Genomic DNA, 15,382 nt, shown 5'->3' with positions numbered 1-15,382 from the left:
GTGCGCCCGGCGCCGGTCTCAGGAGTAGGCCATCGGGCGGCCGTGCCGCAGGCAGTACTGGGCGGCGCGCAGGTGCACCGCCGTGTAGAACGCGGCCGCCAGGTCGTCGGCCCAGGGCCCGGGCCGGGTCACCGCGGCCCGCTCCGCGTCGCCCTCCAGGAACCACAGGGTCAGTTCGAGGTTGCCGAAGGTCGACGGCACGAGGTCCAGCGGCAGGCCGAGGGCGTCGGCCAGCCGCTCGGCGAGGGCGAGGACGTACGGCGCGCCGACGACCAGGGTCTCGTCCGTGTACGCGGAGCCGACGGGCAGGGTGATGCCCTCCTCGAGCGCGAACGGCACCAGGAGCGACCAGCCGAGGAGGCCGTCCCGCTCCTCGGGGGTCAGCCGGGCCCGGCAGAGCGCGTCGAAGCCGTCCATGGACGGGCTCATCTTCTCCTCGAACCAGCCCGGGGGCTCCCGGTCGCCGCCCGGCGGCTCGTACGGCGGCAGCCCCCGCCGCTCCAGCTGCGCGTTCAGGGCGGAGGCGACGTCCCCGTGGCCGTCCTCCCCGGCCACCGACCAGTCCTGCGCACCGACACTCACGAGATACACACCCATGGGCGCACCGTACCGGCCGCCACCGACAACGCCGCCGACGCCGGCAGCACCGCCGGTGTCGACAGCGGACGACAGCCGACTGAGGCCGAGACAACATCGACAAGGGAGCTGAACAAGCGCTTAGATAGTGGTTCGGTACCCGGTGCCGGACCGCGCACCGCCGACGACCCACGCACGGAGGCTCTGTTGTTCACCAGCGTCGACGAGGTCTCCGCCCGGCTCGCCGAGACCGGCTATCTGGCCTCCCCCGCCGTCGCCACGACCGTCTTCCTCGCCGACCGGCTCGGCAAGCCGCTCCTGGTCGAAGGCCCGGCCGGGGTCGGCAAGACGGAACTCGCCAAGGCCGTCGCCCATGTGGCCGGGGCCCGGCTGGTACGGCTCCAGTGCTACGAGGGCGTCGACGAGTCCCGGGCGCTGTACGAGTGGAACCACGCCAAGCAGCTGCTGCGGATCAGCGCGGGCCGCGACGAGACCTGGGACGAGACCCGCACGGACATCTTCAGCGAGGAGTTCCTGCTCCCCCGCCCGCTGCTGACCGCGATCCGCGGCGACGAGCCGACGGTCCTGCTGATCGACGAGACCGACAAGGCCGACGTCGAGGTGGAGGGCCTGCTCCTGGAGGTGCTCAGCGACTTCCAGGTCACCGTCCCGGAGCTGGGCACGATCACCGCGACCCGCCGCCCCTTCGTCGTCCTCACCTCGAACGCGAGCCGTGAGCTGTCCGAGGCGCTGCGCCGCCGCTGTCTGTTCCTGCACATCGGCTTCCCCGAGGAGGAGCTGGAGCGGCGGATCGTCCGGCTGAAGGTGCCCGGCATCGACGCCGCACTGGCCGAGTCGGTGGTCCGGGTGGTGGGCGCGCTGCGCGCGATGGACCTGCGCAAGGCGCCATCGGTCGCCGAGACGATCGACTGGGCGCGCACCCTCCTCGCCCTCGGCGCCACCACGCTCGACGAGAGTGTCGTACGGGACAGCCTGGGCGTGATCCTCAAGCACCAGGACGACGTCCTGAAGGCCGCCGCGAAGCTCGACCTGGACGCCGTGTGAGCGCGGCGGACGTCACCGACCGGCTGGTCGGCCTCGTCGCCGCGCTGCGCGCGCACGGGGTGCGGATCGGCACCGGCGAGAGCGTGGACGCGGCACAGGCGGTGACGGAGCTGGGGTTCACCGACCGGGAGCTGCTGCGGGAGGGGCTGGCCGCGACGCTGCTGCACACCCCGGACCAGCGGCGGCTGTTCGACACCGTCTTCGACCTGTACTTCCCGCACGGTGTGGGCGCGCCCGGGGAGGATCCCGGCGACCGGGACGACCTGCGCGACCGGCTGGCCCGGGCGCTCGCCGACGGCGACGAGGCGCTCGTGGCCCGGCTGGCGATCGAGGCGGTCGACGGGCTGGGCGGGTACGGGAGTTCACCGGGGGCGGACGGCTGGTCGTCGTACCAGACCCTCGAACGGCTGCGGCCGCAGACGCTGCTGGCGCGGGTGCGGGACGACATCCGGGGGCGGGGCGGCGCGGACGGCTTCACCGACCGGCTGCTGGAGGACGAGATCCGGCGGCGTATCGAGGCCTTCCGCGCGCTGGTGGCGACGGAGGCGCGGCGCCGGGTGGCGGAGCGGCGGGGGCGGGACGAGATCGCGCGGCGCGCGGTGGCGCCGACGGCCGACCGGGTCGACTTCCTGTACGCCGGGAAGGACCGGCTGGCCGAACTGCGGCGGACCGTACAGCCGTTGGCGCGCAAACTGGCCACCCGGATGGCGGCGCGCCGCCGCCGGGCCGCGCGCGGCACCATCGATCTGCGCCGCACCCTGCGCGGCTCGCTGTCCACGGGCGGCGTGCCGATGCGGCCCGTGCTGCGCCGGCGGCGCCCGTCCCGTCCCGAACTGGTGCTGCTGTGCGATGTGTCGGGCTCGGTGTCCGGCTTCTCGGACTTCACGATGCTGCTGGTGCAGGCGCTGCACGACCAGTTCAGCAAGGTGCGGGTCTTCGCCTTCGTCAACCGTGTCGACGAGGTGACCGGGTTCCTCCGGCACGGCGTGGCCGATCCGGCGGGTCTCGGTGCCCGGATCCAGTCGGAGGCGCGGCTGACGGCCTACCACGGCAGCAGCGACTACGGCGTCGCGCTGGGCGAGTTCGCGGAGCGGCACGGCGCCGCGGTGGGCCCGCGCACCACGGTGTTCGTGCTGGGGGACGCGCGGACGAACATGAGCGACCCGAACCTGGCGGCCGTCCGGCGGATCGCCGAACAGGCCCGTCATGTGCACTGGTTGAACCCGGAGCCGCGGTCCCTGTGGGGGACGGGCGACTCGGCCGCCCCGGAGTACGCCGAGCTGGTCGCGATGCACGAGTGCCGCAACGCCCACCAACTCGGCGATCTGGTCGGCCGGTTGCTGCCGGTGTGAGGGAACGCGCCCCGGATCAGGTGTCCTTGGCCTTCGCGTACTCCCTGGCCATCGCGCCCGCGAAGTCGTACACCACGCACTGCTCGTCGCCGACGACCCAGGCGTCATGGCCGGGCGGGACCACGAAGACGTCGCCGGGGCCGAGTTCGGCCTCGCCGCCGTCGTCCATGGTGATGTGCATACGGCCGGAGACGACATAGCCGTTGTGGTGGACCATGCACGTGTCGGTTCCCGCGATCGGCGCCACCGACTCGGTCCAGCGCCATCCCGGTTCGAAGGTGCCCACGGCGAAGTCCAGCCCGGTCATATGGACGGCCTCGAGGTGTCCGCGGGGGAAATCACGCCGCTCGTCCGGTTTGTCGAGCGTCTTCACTTCCAACATGACGCTCCTCCCTTCCGGCCGCGCCCGACGTCCTTCCGGCCGCGCCTGACGACGGCCGAGGCCGGTCTCCCCGGCGGCTCTGGACGTCGCCGGTCGGGGGCCGGGCCCCACCCCTCCATCGTCCGCCCCCTCCCGGGGCCCCGCCAACCGGGGGCCGCCGTGTCAGCCGAGGCCGCCGCAGAGTTCGGCGAAGCGCCCGGTGTCGATGTTGCCGCCGGAGACGATCACGCCGATCCGGCGGGGCGGCGGGCCGACGCGGCCGGCCAGCAGGGCGGCCAGTGGAGTCGCGCCGCTCGGCTCCACGACGATCTTCAGCCGTTCGAAGGCGAACCGCATGGCCGCGCGGATCTCGTCGTCGGAGACCAGCGCGATCCCGTCGACGAGGCGGCGGTTCACCGAGAAGGTCAGCTCGCCCGGCGTGTGCAGGGCCTGTCCGTCGGCGATGGTGTGCGGTACCGGGATCTCGACCCGCCGGCCAGCCTCCAGCGAGCGTCTGGTGTCGTCGCCGGCCTCCGGCTCGACGCCCGTGACCCTGATGTCCGGGCACAGCCCCTTGGCCACGGTGGCGCTCCCGGCGATCAGCCCACCGCCCCCGACCGGCGCCAGCAGCAGGTCCAACTCGCCCGCCTCCTCGATGAGTTCGAGTGCGGCGGTGCCCTGGCCGGCCATGACGTGCGGGTGCTCGTAGGGCGGGATGAGGGTCAGGCCCCGCTCGGCGGCGAGCGCCTCGGCGATGGCGACCCGGTCTCCTGTGTAGCGGTCGTAGGTCACGATCTCGGCGCCGTACCCCTCGGTGGCCGCGCGCTTGGAGCGCGGGGCGTCCTCGGGCATGACGATCACCGCGGTGGTGCCCAGTTCCCGGGCGGCGAGGGCGACGGCCTGGGCGTGATTGCCGGAGGAGTACGTGGCGATGCCCCGCGCCAGTTGCCCGGGGGTGAGCCGGGAGGCCGCGTTGTAGGCGCCGCGGAACTTGAACGCGCCGACCCGCTGGAAGTTCTCGCACTTCAGAAGCACCTCGGCGCCGACGAGCGCGTCCAGGGTGCGGGAGCGGAGCACGGGGGTGCGGTGGGCGACGCCCTTGAGCCGGGCGGCCGCGTCACGGACGTCGTCGAGGGTGATCGGCGGGGGTGTGGTGGTCACGGGTGTGCTCCCTCGGGGGCGTCGTCGGTACCGGTCGTGGCTCTGGCCTGCGCGAGATAGCTGTAGGCGGAGGCCCGGGAGATGCCGAGGCGGGCGGCGACCTGCTCGATCGCGCGGCGCACGGCGAACACGCCCTGTTCGTCCAGGCCGCGGAAGAGCGCGAGCCGCCGGGTCCGGTCGAGGCCGGCCCAGGTCTGGTCCTGGCGCCGCAGCCGGGCGTCGAGGAGGGCGTCGACGACGGAGTCGATGTCGTCGCCGAAGGTGGTCACCGGCGGGTCGGCGGGCGGTCCGGCCGCCCCCGCGAGCGCGTCGAGCAGACCGCGCACCCGGTCGACCTCGGTGATGTCCACGTTGACGCACAGGGCGCCGAACACCGCGCCGGTGGAGTCGCGCAGCACCATCGTGGACGACTTCACCAGCTTGCCGGTGCCCGTACGGGTGACGTAGTTCAGCTCGTCGTCGGCGGTGTCGCCGTGGGCGAGCACCCGCATGCCGATCTCGCTCATCGCGCCGCCGACCGTGCGCCCGGTCACCGTGCCGGCGACGGCGACCACGGACCGCTCCGGCCGCCGGTAGTCGTGCAGCACCACCTCGCACACCGGTCCGAACGTCGCCGCGATCCCGTCCACGACGGGAGCGAGCGCCCGCAGGATCGCGTCCCGCTCCGCTTTCCGGGGGTCCTCGCCGGTCATCCGTCCTCCTCCGCCGCACCGGACTCCATTAGACCACGTGTCCAAGTCTTGGACCACTGGTCCAATTCGGTCGGGGGTGCCGACACCTTCCGGGGAACCGTCGATCAAGGGGTGGTGTGTCCAATTGGCGTTTCCCTAGGATGTGTTGTCGACCGCGCCGGCACCGGCACGGCTGGCAGCTGGGGGAAGACATGCAGCCTGGGAAGCCTCTGTCCACGAAGATCGACGCCACGGTTCCGACGGCCGCGCGCATGTACGACCACTATCTGGGCGGCAAGGACAACTACGCGGCCGACCGCGCCGCCTGCGAGGAGCTGGACAAGGTCGTCCCCAGCACCCGCACCCTCGCCCTGAACAACCGGCGCTTCCTCCAGCGGATCGTCCGGACGCTGGCGCGGGAGTACGGCATCCGCCAGTTCCTCGACCACGGATCCGGCCTGCCCACCCAGGACAACGTCCACCAGGTCGCCCAGCAGATCGACCCGAGCGCACATGTCGTCTACGTCGACAACGACCCGATGGTCCTCGTCCACGGCCGCGCCCTGCTGGAGCAGGACGAGCGGACCACGGTCATCCACGCCGACCTGCGCGAGACCGAGGCGATCTTCACCCACCCCGACACCGAGCGGCTGATCGACTTCTCGCAGCCGGTGGCCGTGCTGTTCAACTCGGTGTTCCACTGCATCCCGGACAGCGGGACCGACGGCCCGCAGGCGGTGGTCCGCCGGGTGAGCGAACGCCTGGCGCCCGGCAGCTATCTGGTGATGTGCCAGCTGGTGAGCGAGGACCCCGAGGTGCGGGAGTTCGTCACCGACTTCATGGACCAGGCCACGCAGGGGCACTGGGGCCGGGTGCGCCAGGAGAAGGACGTCGCCGCGCTGTTCGAGGGCCTCGACATCCTCGACCCGGGCCTGGTGGAGGTCTCCACCTGGCGCCCCGACACCGAGGTGGCCCCGCGCCAGCTCACCCAGGAGTGGATCGAGTTCGGCGGCGTCGGACGCCTCGGGTAGGCGGAGCGCCCGGAAGGGGGCCCGGCGATCTCGGGCCCCGCTCCGGGGAACGCCCCGCCGGCCTCAGGGGCTGGTGAGGACGACGAGTCGCTGGGTGGCCCGGGTCATCGCGACGTAGTGGTCGACCGCCCCTTCGATGCCCGTGCCGAACTTCTCCGGGTCGACGAGGACGACCAGGTCGAACTCGAGCCCCTTCGTCAGCTCCGGCGTCAGCGACCGGACGCGGTCCGTCGGCCGGAACGTGGGATCGCCGATGACACAGGCGGTCCCCTCCGCATGGGCGGCGAGCCAGTCGGCGAGCACCGCGTCCCGGTCCGCCACGGATCCGTGGACGACGGGGACACCGCCGCTGCGGATGGACGTCGGCACGTTGGCGTCCGGGAGGACGGCCCGGATGACCGGCTCGGCCTCCGCCATGATCTCCTCCGGCGTCCGGTAGTTGATGCTCAGGGAGGCCAGGTCGATCCGGTCGAGCCCGACCCGCTCGAGCCGCTCCCGCCACGACTCCGTGAACCCGTGCCGGGCCTGGGCGCGGTCGCCGACGATGGTGAAGCTCCGGGACGGACACCGCAGCAGCAGCATCTGCCACTCCGCGTCGGTCAGTTCCTGGGCCTCGTCCACGACGATGTGCGCGAACGGGCCGGCGAGCAGGTCCGGCTCCACGCGGGACAGCGCGGCCTCGTCGGCCAGGGTGTCCTGGATGTCCTTGCCGTGCAGCATGGTCACCGCGCCCTCGCCGTCGTCGTCGGCGTCGAGCAGGGTGTCGATGACCCGGGCCATCCGCTCGCGTTCGGCGGCGAGGGTGGCGGCGTGCCGGCGCTTGCGCAGGGCCTCCTCCGGGTCGCCGAGCCGCTGCCGTGCCGCGTCCAGGAGCGGCAGGTCGGACACCGTCCAGGCCTGGACCTCCGTACGCTGAAGCCGGCGTACGTCGTCGGGGCCGAGCCAGGGAGCGCACATCCGCAGATAGGCGGGCACCGACCACAGGTCGCCGACGAGGTCGGCCGCTTCGAGCAGCGGCCACGCGTTGTTGAAGGCCGTGAGCAGCTCCCTGTTGCCGCGCAGCGACTTGCGGAGCAGCGCGTCCGGGGCGTCGCCTTCGTGCTTGTCCACCAGGATCGTGAGCAGCTCCTCCCAGATCTGCTCGCGCGCCTCGTTGTGCGGGGTACCGGGTTCCGCCGCCTCGAACGCGACGGCCCAGTCCTCGGCGGTCAGCGGAATGTCGGACCAGTGGGTCGTGACCGTCATCCCCTTGGCGGGCGGCTCCTCGTAGAACCGGACGGCCGTCTCGATCGCCTTCACCAGGTTCGCGGACGACTTCAGCAGGGCCACGTCCGGGTCGGTCTCGATCGCCGCCCCTGCTCCCTCGGCGACGAGGTCCCGCACGGTGCAGGTCTGTACGCCCTCCTCGCCGAGGCTGGGCAGGACATCGGCGACGTAGGCCAGGTAGGGCTGGTGCGGACCGACGAACAGCACGCCGCCGCGGCGGTGACCGAGGCGGGGGTCGGAGTAGAGGAGGTGGGCGGAGCGGTGCAGGGCGACGACGGTCTTGCCCGTGCCCGGGCCGCCGTCCACGACGAGGGCGCCGCGGGATCCGGCCCGGATGATGGCGTCCTGGTCGGCCTGGATGGTGGCGAGCACGTCCCGCATCCGGGGCGAGCGGTTGCCGCCCAGGCTGGCGATGAAGGCGGACTGGTCGTCGAGCGCGGCGTGCCGTTCGAGCCCGTCGGCGGTGAACACCTCGTCCCAGTAGTCGCTGATCCGGCCGCGGGTCCAGCGGTACCTGCGGCGGCTGGTCAGCCCCATCGGGTGGGCATGGGTCGCCGCGAAGAACGGCTCGGCCGCGGGAGAGCGCCAGTCGAGCAGCAGCCGGCGGCCGGTGCTGTCGGTCAGGCCGAGCCGTCCGATGTAGACGGGCTCGGAGTCGTCCGCGGGGACAATGTGGCCGAGGCACAGGTCCAGGCCGAAGCGGCGCAGCGCACGCAGGCGACCGGTCAGCCGGTGGATCTCCGTGTCCCGGTCCATCGCCTGCCGGCCGATGCCGCCGGGGGCCCTGCGCTCGGCGTCGAGGCGCTCGGTCAGGTCGGCGATCGCCTCCTGAAGGCACTCCGCGATGGCCGCGAAGTGCTCCTCGTCGCCGGCGATCAAGGCCGGGTCGGCCTTGGCGGCGAGGCGGTCGGGCAGGTCGAACGCGCTGGTGGTCAGGGGGTTCATGTCAGCGGCTCCGATCCGAGGTCGGGCCCGCGAAGTCCGGCGGCACGCACTCCCGCGCCGCGGCGCGCCGTGCCCACGGCCCGGTGTCCCGTGCCCCCGGCTCACGTCCCCCCACCGGTTCGACGTCACCGCACACCCCACGCACCGACAACAACACACGCACCTCGTGAATCTCCCGTTTCCGCAGGTTCTGGCCTCGGCGAGTGATTCTGCGCCACGACCGGGGCCTTGCCGCAAGCCCCCCGGTGCGCTATACGTTAAGAGTGGCGGGGGGTGGGTGTTCCCCCTTGCCTTCTCCGGTCACCGTGGAGGAAGGGGCTCCGCGCGAGACCGTGCCGCACTCCACCGGCGGGCCGTCCCGAAGCCACCGTATCCCACCTGCTGAAACACGTCAGTGTGGGCGAGACCCGCCGGAGCCGGCTCCCTCCCGCGCCGGGCGCGACGGTCAGCCGTAGCGCCGCTCGGCGGTCTCCGTCAGCAGGGCCAGGGACTCGCGGGGCTGCAGGGCAGCGTCGGCCAGGCGGTCCAGGGCGACGCGGTACTCCTCCGTCTCGTCCCGGTCCTCCAGGAAGGTCGCGCTCCTGATCTGCTCCAGATAGACGACGTCGGGCAGATCGGCGCCGCCGAAACGCAGATAGGTGACCGGTATGGCCGGCGCGGAGGCGTGGGTGACGTCCAGCGGCACGATCTGCACGGTGACATGGGGCAGCCGGGCCAGCTCGGCCAGGTGCAGGAGCTGTTCGCGCATCACCTCGGGGCTGCCCAGCACGCGCAGCAGCACCGACTCGTCGAGGATCGCCCACACCTGCGGGGCGTCCGGGCGGCGCAGCAGCTCGGTGCGGCGCGTCCGCAGCTCGACCCGGCGCTCGACCTCCCGGGTCGGCGCCGTCGGCAGCCCGCGCTCCACGACGGCACGCGTGTAGGCGGGGGTCTGGAGCAGCCCGGGGACGTACTGGATCTCGAAGGTACGGATGGCCGTGGCCGCCTCCTGGAGTCCGACCAGCCGGTCGAACCACTCGGGCATCAGCCTTTTGTCGTACCGCTGCCACCAGCCCGGCTCACCCGCCTGCCGCAGCAGACGCAGCAGGACGGACGCCTCATGGTGGTCCGCCTCGTACAGCGTCAGCAGGGCACGGACATCGCTCTCGGTGGGCGGGCGGCGGCCCTTGCCCGCCTCGATACGGGACAGCTTGGCGGGGCTGAACCCGAGCGCGCGGGCCGCCTGGTCCTGCGCCAGTCCGGCGTCGTCGCGCATACCCGCGAGCTGAACCCCGACCAGCATTTTCAGCAAGGTCGGGGCGGGCTCGGCCCGGTTCAGATACGGTTCCAGACGGGAGACGCGAAGCGACTCGGCAGACATCCTGACTCCCCGTGGACCGGCAGACGACAGAGTTCAGTATCGCACCCGACGCCCACCGACCGCACGGAGCACGGGAATTGAGTTCGTCCGGCGCGCCGCGACCGGCCCGCCGGAGCGTGTGCTCACAGCAGGTGGTCGAACTCCCCGCCCTTCGCCCCCGCCAGGAACGCCGCCACCTCGGCCGGCGTGTACACCAGGGCCGGCCCGTCGGGGTCACGGGAGTTGCGCAGCGCGACGCCGCCCCCGTCGAGGGACGCGACCTCGACGCAGTTGCCCTCCGCGTTGCTGTGACTGCTCTTGATCCAGCGGACACCCAGTGAACTGGCCCGCACTCCGTTCGGCACCGCATCCGGTACTGACGACATGGCAACTCTCCTCGCTCTTACGCGCAATTTCCCGTGAAATTGCACGAGGACATCGTCAGCGTGGATAATAGCGGTGTCGTCAACCGCACTTCTGGCGCCCTGTCCTGACGTCGCCTCAGGGAGATGCACCGTGTCGTCACCTGCGCAGTTCCGGAGCCGCGAGTCCGTCCTCGACTCGTCCAGAACAGCCGCGCTGCGCCTCGCGGGCAGCCGGGAGGGATTCGCCGAGGCACGGGACTTCACCCACCGCACGCTGGACACCTGGTCGTTGGGCCACCGCGCCGACGACACGGTCACCGTCGTCACCGAACTCGCCGCCAACGCCTTCCTGCACGGCCTGCCGTACTCCGCCGCACCGGACGCCTTCGACATCCGGCTCCGGCTCACCCTGCGCCGCTCCCACCTGATGTGCGCCGTCACCGACCCCGGCGACAGCCTGCCCGTCCACCCGTACACCGGCGATCCGCTGCTGGAGCACGGCCGGGGGCTGCACATCGTCGAAGCCCTCTCCGAGCACTGGGGCTGGACCCGCCGCTCCCCCGTGGGCAAGACCGTCTGGGCCATGCTGCCGACCCGGATCCACTTCTGACATGACCACCACGAAGAGAACCCCGCCGCTCAAGGACCTCGGACATGTGCCGTGGCCCGAGATCAGGGACTCCACCGGGTCCGCCGCGGACATCCCGGCCCTGCTCACCGCCGTCGCCCGCGGCGACGCCGACACCGCCGAGTCCGCCCTCGGCCAACTCCGCCGCCGTATCTGCCAGTACGGCTTCGTCGTGGACCAGGCGACGGCGGCGACGGTGCCCTTCCTCTGGGAACTCGTCCGGATCCCGCAGGTCACCTGCCGTGCGGGGATCCTGCGCCTGCTGAAGAGCATCGCCGACGCCCGCCAGTGGGAGGACACGGCCGTCGCGTACCCCAAGCTGCTGCGTCACCCCGACAACCACGTGGCCTGGGAACGGGAGGCGCGCCGCGCCGTCCACGCCCAGCGCGGCGTCCTGCGCGATCTGCTCGACGAGCGCGACACGGACATAGTGCGCGCCTCGACGGAACTCGCCGACACCCTGAGCGACTGAGGAGGCCGACCGGTGCCCGCCACTCCGCGTCGGCCTCCGACCTTCTGCGCGGCCGCGCCCACGACCGCTAGGTTGGCGGCATGAGCAACCTTGACCGCGCGCCCGTACCGAGTGTGTGCGGCGGGCGTGGATTCGTCGTCGCCGAACCCGTCCGCGAGCTGCTGAGCCCCCGGCACGTACGGCTCGGCGAGTCCACCGAGGTACGCCGGCTGCTGCCGAACCTCGGCCGGCGCATGATCGGCGCCTGGGCCTTCGTCGACCACTACGGCCCCGACGACATCGCCGACGAACCCGGGATGCAGGTCCCGCCGCACCCCCACATGGGCCTCCAGACCGTCAGCTGGCTCCACGAGGGCGAGGTGCTGCACCGCGACTCCACGGGCAGCCTCCAGACCATCCGGCCCCGGGAACTCGGACTGATGACCTCGGGCCGCGCGATCAGCCACTCCGAGGAAAGCCCCCGCCCGCACGCCCGGCTGCTGCACGGCGCCCAGCTCTGGGTCGCGCTGCCCGACGCCCACCGGCACACCGAGCCCCGCTTCGAACACCACCCCGCACTGCCCACCGTCACCGCTCCCGGCCTCACGGCCACCGTGATCCTGGGCGACCTGGACGGCGCGGCCTCCCCCGGAACGACGTACACCCCCCTCGTGGGCGCCGACCTCGCGCTCGACCGCGGAGCGGACGTACGCCTGCCGCTGGAGCCCGACTTCGAGTACGGCGTCCTCGCCATGTCCGGCGAGGTGCGGGTCGACGGGGTGCCCGTGCTGCCGGGGTCCATGCTCTACCTCGGCTGCGGCCGCACCGAACTGCGCCTGCGCGCCGAGTCCGACGCGGCGCTGATGCTCCTCGGCGGCGAGCCGTTCGAGGAGGAACTGATCATGTGGTGGAACTTCGTCGGCCGCACCCAGCACGAGATCGAACAGGCCCGCGAGGACTGGACGAAGGGCACCCGGTTCGGCGAGGTCCAGGGCTACGACGGCGCCCCGCTCCCCGCCCCGGAGCTCCCGGCCACACCGCTGAAACCCCGGGGAAGGGTGCGCTGACCCGGGGGAACCGGGCGATGGTCTCCGGTGGCGCGGGCCGCGTCGGCCGGACGGACGACGGCTGCCTCCGAAGCCGTCCGGCCCACGGGAACGATCCCGTCGGGTCCGCCACGTCAGGCCGGGGCGCCGGCGTCCTGCGAGGAGGCCGCGAACGCCTCGGGGCCCTGCTCCACCGCCGCCGGGTCCATCCACATGACCTGCCAGCCGTGGCCGTCGAGGTCGAAGAAGCTGCGTGAGTACATGAAGCCGTAGTCCTCGGCCCCGTCCGCCTCGGAGCCGCCCGCCGCGAGCGCGGCGGCGGCGACCGCGTCGACCTCGTCGCGGGACGACACGCCGAAGCAGTACAGCGCCAGCGCGTGCGTGGTGGGATCGGCCATCGGCAGCTTCGAGAACTCCGCGAACTTCTCGCGGCCGAGCAGCATGACGAAGGCGTGCTCGCCGACCGGCATGCAGGCGGCGGTCTCGTCGGTGAACTTCGGGTTGAAGCCGAATCCGAGCTTCTCGAAGAACGCCTTGCTGCGCTCGAGGTCCGTCACGGGGATGTTCACGAACAGCATGCGGCCGGGGTGTGCGGAAGTGGTCATGGTGGGCCTCCGGTCAGTGGTTCGACGATGTACGTCCCTGTAGACCGGCCCGGTCGGCGGAACTCATCGGAGGATCCCCACCGGCTGCCGGAACGGCGGACCGATCACGCTGTGGCCATGCGGCGGCCGGCCCGGTCAGGGCTCGGGTCGGCTCCCCCGGTCAGGCCTCGGGGGCGGCCCAGATGTCGGGCGGGACGACGTCCACGGAGCGGCCGTCCGGGTCGAGGACATGGCCCAGCAGCTTCTCGTGGCGCAGCGTGATCACCCGCTCGGCGATGTGCAGGCCGGGGTGGTTCACGGCGAGCTGGGTCTCGAGGCGCAGCACGTCGGCCACGGAGTGCAGGCTCGCCTGCAGCACGAGGTTGTGCCTGCCGCTGACGGCGGCGCAGTTACGCGTCTCCGGGAGCCGGACGAGGGCGTGGCCGACGTCGGGCAGGTCCGCCGGGGGCACGGCGGCCCAGAAGGTCGCGGCGACGGGCCAGCCGCCCAGGGGGCGGGCGAAGTCGCAGCGGAAGCTGAGCAGACCGAGCCGGGTGAGCTGGTCGAGACGCCGCTTGACGGTGGCAGAGCTGACGGCGAGGGCGGTGGCCAGTGCCTGGTGGGAGGCCCGGCCGTCGCGGGCGAGTGCGGCCAGGAGCGCGCGGTCGAACGGGGTGACGACCGCCGCGCGACGGTCCTCGGCGGCCGGGACGGCCGGCACGGCGGCGAGCCGGGCGCGCTGACCGGGGGCGAGGGCGGCGATCCGCCACCGGCCGCCCTCGGTGAACATGTGGGTGACGATGCGGGCCCGGACGGCTCGTACCCCGGTGAGGGCGGGCAGGACGTCGAGCGTGTAGCGGGACATCGCGGCCAGGTCGCGGGTGGCGACGGTGGCGAGCAGGTCGTAGGCGCCGGAGGCGCGTTCGACGGTGACCATGTGCGGATGGCCGGTGAGCGCCCGGGTGACCTCGCCGGCCGCACCCGCGCCGCAGTCGATCTCGACGAAGGCGAGGCAGAGCCGGTCGAACAGCCGGGGCCCCGGCGACAGCCCGACCCAGGCCTCTCCCCGCTCGGCCAGCCGGTTCCACCGCCTGGCCGCGGTGACCGGATCCACGCCGAGGGCGCGCCCCAGATCGGTCCACGAGGCTCGCGGCCTCAACTGGAGGGCGTTGATGAGCGCCAGCTCGTCCTCGCTCAGCAGTTGCTTGACGTGATCCTGCATGCGTGCCCGCTTCTGTGCGAGATTCCTGCGTGACGGGGGGCGTGGTCGGCCAGTATCACACTCTGACCCGACAGCCGAGCGAGAAGGGACCTGGCATGGGACAGCCGTACGGCTCCTACCAGAACGAGATCTACCTCAACGGGCTGGGCGGTGTGCTGCCGCGCTTCCCGATGGCCTTCGCGGAGTGGGAGGACCGGGCGCGCTCGGCGCTGCCGTCCTCCGTGTGGTCGTACGTCTCGGGCGGCGCGGGCGACGAGCGCACCCAGCGGGCCAATGTGGCCGCCTTCGACCGCTGGGGGCTCGTGCCCCGGATGTTCGTCGGCGCGGCCGAGCGCGACCTCTCCGTGGACCTGTTCGGGATGCGGCTGCCCTCACCGGTGTTCATGGCGCCGGTCGGTGTCGTCGGGCTCTGCGCCCAGGACGGGCACGGTGACCTGGCGACCGCGAACGCCGCCGCGCGCACCGGCGTGCCGATGATCGCCTCCACGCTCTCCGTCGACCCGATGGAGCAGGTCGCCGCCGCGTTCGGGGACACCCCGGGCTTCTTCCAGCTCTACACCCCCACCGACCGCGAACTCGCCGCGAGCCTCGTCCACCGCGCCGAGCGGGCGGGCTACCGGGGCATCGTGGTCACCCTCGACACCTGGGTCACCGGCTGGCGCCCCCGCGACCTGGCCGGCGCCAACTTCCCGCAGCTGCGCGGCCACTGCCTGGCGAACTACACCGGCGACCCCGTCTTCCGGTCCCGGCTGGCGCGCACCCCCGAGGAGGACCCGCAGGCCGCCGTCCTGCTGTGGACCCAGCTCTTCGGCAACCCGCTCACCTGGGACGACCTACCCTGGCTGCGCTCCCTCACCGACCTGCCGCTGATCGTCAAGGGCATCTGCCACCCCGAGGACGCGCGCCGGGCCAAGGACGGGGGCGTGGACGGCATCTACTGCTCCAACCACGGCGGCCGGCAGGCCAACGGCGGCCTCCCGGCCCTCGACGTCCTGCCTGCCGTCGTGGACGCCGCCGACGGTCTGCCGGTGCTGTTCGACTCCGGGATCCGCAGCGGAGCCGACATCGTCAAGGCCGTCGCCCTGGGCGCCACCGCCGTCGGCGTCGGCCGCCCCTACGCCTACGGGCTCGCCCTGGGCGGCGTCGACGGCATCGTCCACGTGCTCCGCTCGCTCCTCGCCGAGGCCGACCTGATCATGGCCGTCGACGGGTATCCCACGCTCGCGGACCTCACCCGGGAGGCCCTCCGGCGGGTCGGCTGACGGGCCGGACACCGGCGCGGGGCCCACGGGGAGCGTCCCCCCGTGGGCCCCGCGTCG

General features: G+C 72.7%; 16 protein-coding genes. 7 read left to right on the top strand and 9 right to left on the bottom strand.

Features of this window, described 5'->3' with window-relative positions; translation table 11 throughout:
• Positions 1-18 precede the first annotated feature (18 nt).
• Positions 19-597 (bottom strand): hypothetical protein, encoded by a 579-nt coding sequence (locus IE275_RS01040; protein ID WP_189706420.1) that lies wholly within the window; start codon positions 595-597, stop codon positions 19-21.
• Between the two features lie 186 nt (positions 598-783).
• Here IE275_RS01040 and IE275_RS01035 point away from each other — a divergent pair, with 186 nt between their 5' ends.
• Both IE275_RS01035 and IE275_RS01030 read left to right on the top strand, forming a co-directional pair.
• The gene (locus IE275_RS01035; RefSeq protein WP_189706418.1) at positions 784-1,641 is read left to right on the top strand and encodes an AAA family ATPase; all 858 of its coding nucleotides are present in this window, start codon (positions 784-786) and stop codon (positions 1,639-1,641) included.
• Positions 1,638-2,993, top strand: a complete 1,356-nt coding sequence (locus tag IE275_RS01030; RefSeq protein WP_189706416.1) for a vWA domain-containing protein — start codon at positions 1,638-1,640, stop codon at positions 2,991-2,993. The genes IE275_RS01035 and IE275_RS01030 overlap by 4 nt, the downstream gene beginning before the upstream one ends.
• Before the next feature lie 16 nt (positions 2,994-3,009).
• On the opposite strand, the gene IE275_RS01025 is transcribed toward IE275_RS01030, so the two are convergent.
• The 3 genes from IE275_RS01025 to IE275_RS01015 all read right to left on the bottom strand — a co-directional run bounded on the left by IE275_RS01025 (position 3,010) and on the right by IE275_RS01015 (position 5,207).
• The gene (locus tag IE275_RS01025; RefSeq protein WP_189706414.1) at positions 3,010-3,375 is read right to left on the bottom strand and encodes a cupin domain-containing protein; all 366 of its coding nucleotides are present in this window, start codon (positions 3,373-3,375) and stop codon (positions 3,010-3,012) included.
• Between the two features lie 162 nt (positions 3,376-3,537).
• Positions 3,538-4,515 (bottom strand): threo-3-hydroxy-L-aspartate ammonia-lyase, encoded by a 978-nt coding sequence (locus IE275_RS01020; RefSeq protein WP_189706412.1) that lies wholly within the window; start codon positions 4,513-4,515, stop codon positions 3,538-3,540.
• On the bottom strand, positions 4,512-5,207 hold the full coding sequence (locus IE275_RS01015; protein WP_189706410.1) for a helix-turn-helix transcriptional regulator: 696 nt from the start codon (positions 5,205-5,207) through the stop codon (positions 4,512-4,514). Before IE275_RS01015 ends, IE275_RS01020 begins: the two co-directional genes overlap by 4 nt.
• 191 nt (positions 5,208-5,398) lie before the next feature.
• On the opposite strand from IE275_RS01015, the gene IE275_RS01010 reads away from it, so the two are divergent.
• Entirely contained in the window at positions 5,399-6,217 is an 819-nt protein-coding gene (locus IE275_RS01010; protein WP_189706408.1) for an SAM-dependent methyltransferase, read from the top strand.
• A 63-nt stretch (positions 6,218-6,280) separates the two neighbouring features.
• On the opposite strand, the gene helR is transcribed toward IE275_RS01010, so the two are convergent.
• From helR to IE275_RS00995, 3 genes are all read right to left on the bottom strand, one after another.
• Positions 6,281-8,428, bottom strand: coding sequence for an RNA polymerase recycling motor ATPase HelR (helR, locus tag IE275_RS01005; RefSeq protein ID WP_189706406.1), 2,148 nt, complete (start codon positions 8,426-8,428; stop codon positions 6,281-6,283).
• A 445-nt stretch (positions 8,429-8,873) separates the two neighbouring features.
• Positions 8,874-9,788: a helix-turn-helix domain-containing protein gene (locus IE275_RS01000; RefSeq protein WP_189706405.1), complete on the bottom strand. Its 915-nt coding sequence runs from the start codon at positions 9,786-9,788 to the stop codon at positions 8,874-8,876.
• Positions 9,789-9,910: 122 nt separating this feature from the next.
• A complete protein-coding gene (locus IE275_RS00995; RefSeq protein ID WP_189706403.1) occupies positions 9,911-10,153 on the bottom strand; it encodes a DUF397 domain-containing protein in 243 nt (80 codons plus the stop codon).
• A 130-nt stretch (positions 10,154-10,283) separates the two neighbouring features.
• On the opposite strand from IE275_RS00995, the gene IE275_RS00990 reads away from it, so the two are divergent.
• The 3 genes from IE275_RS00990 (at position 10,284) to IE275_RS00980 (ending at position 12,278) form a co-directional block, all read left to right on the top strand.
• A complete protein-coding gene (locus IE275_RS00990) occupies positions 10,284-10,742 on the top strand; it encodes an ATP-binding protein (RefSeq protein ID WP_189706401.1) in 459 nt (152 codons plus the stop codon).
• 1 nt (position 10,743) lies between these two features.
• On the top strand, positions 10,744-11,232 hold the full coding sequence (locus tag IE275_RS00985; RefSeq protein ID WP_189706399.1) for a hypothetical protein: 489 nt from the start codon (positions 10,744-10,746) through the stop codon (positions 11,230-11,232).
• 80 nt (positions 11,233-11,312) lie between these two features.
• The gene (locus IE275_RS00980; protein WP_189706397.1) at positions 11,313-12,278 is read left to right on the top strand and encodes a pirin family protein; all 966 of its coding nucleotides are present in this window, start codon (positions 11,313-11,315) and stop codon (positions 12,276-12,278) included.
• Positions 12,279-12,391: 113 nt separating this feature from the next.
• On the opposite strand, the gene IE275_RS00975 is transcribed toward IE275_RS00980, so the two are convergent.
• Together IE275_RS00975 and IE275_RS00970 are read right to left on the bottom strand one after the other, a co-directional pair.
• Positions 12,392-12,862, bottom strand: coding sequence for a VOC family protein (locus IE275_RS00975; RefSeq protein ID WP_189706395.1), 471 nt, complete (start codon positions 12,860-12,862; stop codon positions 12,392-12,394).
• A gap of 160 nt (positions 12,863-13,022) precedes the next feature.
• Positions 13,023-14,063, bottom strand: coding sequence for an Lrp/AsnC family transcriptional regulator (locus tag IE275_RS00970; RefSeq protein WP_189706393.1), 1,041 nt, complete (start codon positions 14,061-14,063; stop codon positions 13,023-13,025).
• Positions 14,064-14,158: 95 nt separating this feature from the next.
• Between IE275_RS00970 and IE275_RS00965 the strand changes: the two genes are divergently transcribed.
• Positions 14,159-15,325 (top strand): lactate 2-monooxygenase, encoded by a 1,167-nt coding sequence (locus IE275_RS00965; RefSeq protein WP_189706391.1) that lies wholly within the window; start codon positions 14,159-14,161, stop codon positions 15,323-15,325.
• Positions 15,326-15,382: the final 57 nt, after the last annotated feature.

Origin of the sequence: Streptomyces phaeofaciens, assembly GCF_014648915.1 — a bacterium.
In the GTDB taxonomy this organism is placed as follows: domain Bacteria; phylum Actinomycetota; class Actinomycetes; order Streptomycetales; family Streptomycetaceae; genus Streptomyces; species Streptomyces phaeofaciens.
This window is presented reverse-complemented; position numbering and strand designations above follow the sequence as displayed.

Excerpts from the sequence above, each read along its gene's own strand:
- IE275_RS01040 (WP_189706420.1), bottom strand. The coding sequence starts at position 597 with ATGGGTGTGTATCTCGTGAGTGTCGGTGCGCAGGACTGGTCGGTGGCC.
- IE275_RS01025 (WP_189706414.1), bottom strand. The coding sequence starts at position 3,375 with ATGTTGGAAGTGAAGACGCTCGACAAACCGGACGAGCGGCGTGATTTC.
- IE275_RS01015 (WP_189706410.1), bottom strand. The coding sequence starts at position 5,207 with ATGACCGGCGAGGACCCCCGGAAAGCGGAGCGGGACGCGATCCTGCGG.
- IE275_RS01010 (WP_189706408.1), top strand. The coding sequence starts at position 5,399 with ATGCAGCCTGGGAAGCCTCTGTCCACGAAGATCGACGCCACGGTTCCG.
- helR (WP_189706406.1), bottom strand. The coding sequence starts at position 8,428 with ATGAACCCCCTGACCACCAGCGCGTTCGACCTGCCCGACCGCCTCGCC.
- IE275_RS01000 (WP_189706405.1), bottom strand. The coding sequence starts at position 9,788 with ATGTCTGCCGAGTCGCTTCGCGTCTCCCGTCTGGAACCGTATCTGAAC.
- IE275_RS00995 (WP_189706403.1), bottom strand. The coding sequence starts at position 10,153 with ATGTCGTCAGTACCGGATGCGGTGCCGAACGGAGTGCGGGCCAGTTCA.
- IE275_RS00985 (WP_189706399.1), top strand. The coding sequence starts at position 10,744 with ATGACCACCACGAAGAGAACCCCGCCGCTCAAGGACCTCGGACATGTG.
- IE275_RS00980 (WP_189706397.1), top strand. The coding sequence starts at position 11,313 with ATGAGCAACCTTGACCGCGCGCCCGTACCGAGTGTGTGCGGCGGGCGT.
- IE275_RS00975 (WP_189706395.1), bottom strand. The coding sequence starts at position 12,862 with ATGACCACTTCCGCACACCCCGGCCGCATGCTGTTCGTGAACATCCCC.
- IE275_RS00970 (WP_189706393.1), bottom strand. The coding sequence starts at position 14,063 with ATGCAGGATCACGTCAAGCAACTGCTGAGCGAGGACGAGCTGGCGCTC.
- IE275_RS00965 (WP_189706391.1), top strand. The coding sequence starts at position 14,159 with ATGGGACAGCCGTACGGCTCCTACCAGAACGAGATCTACCTCAACGGG.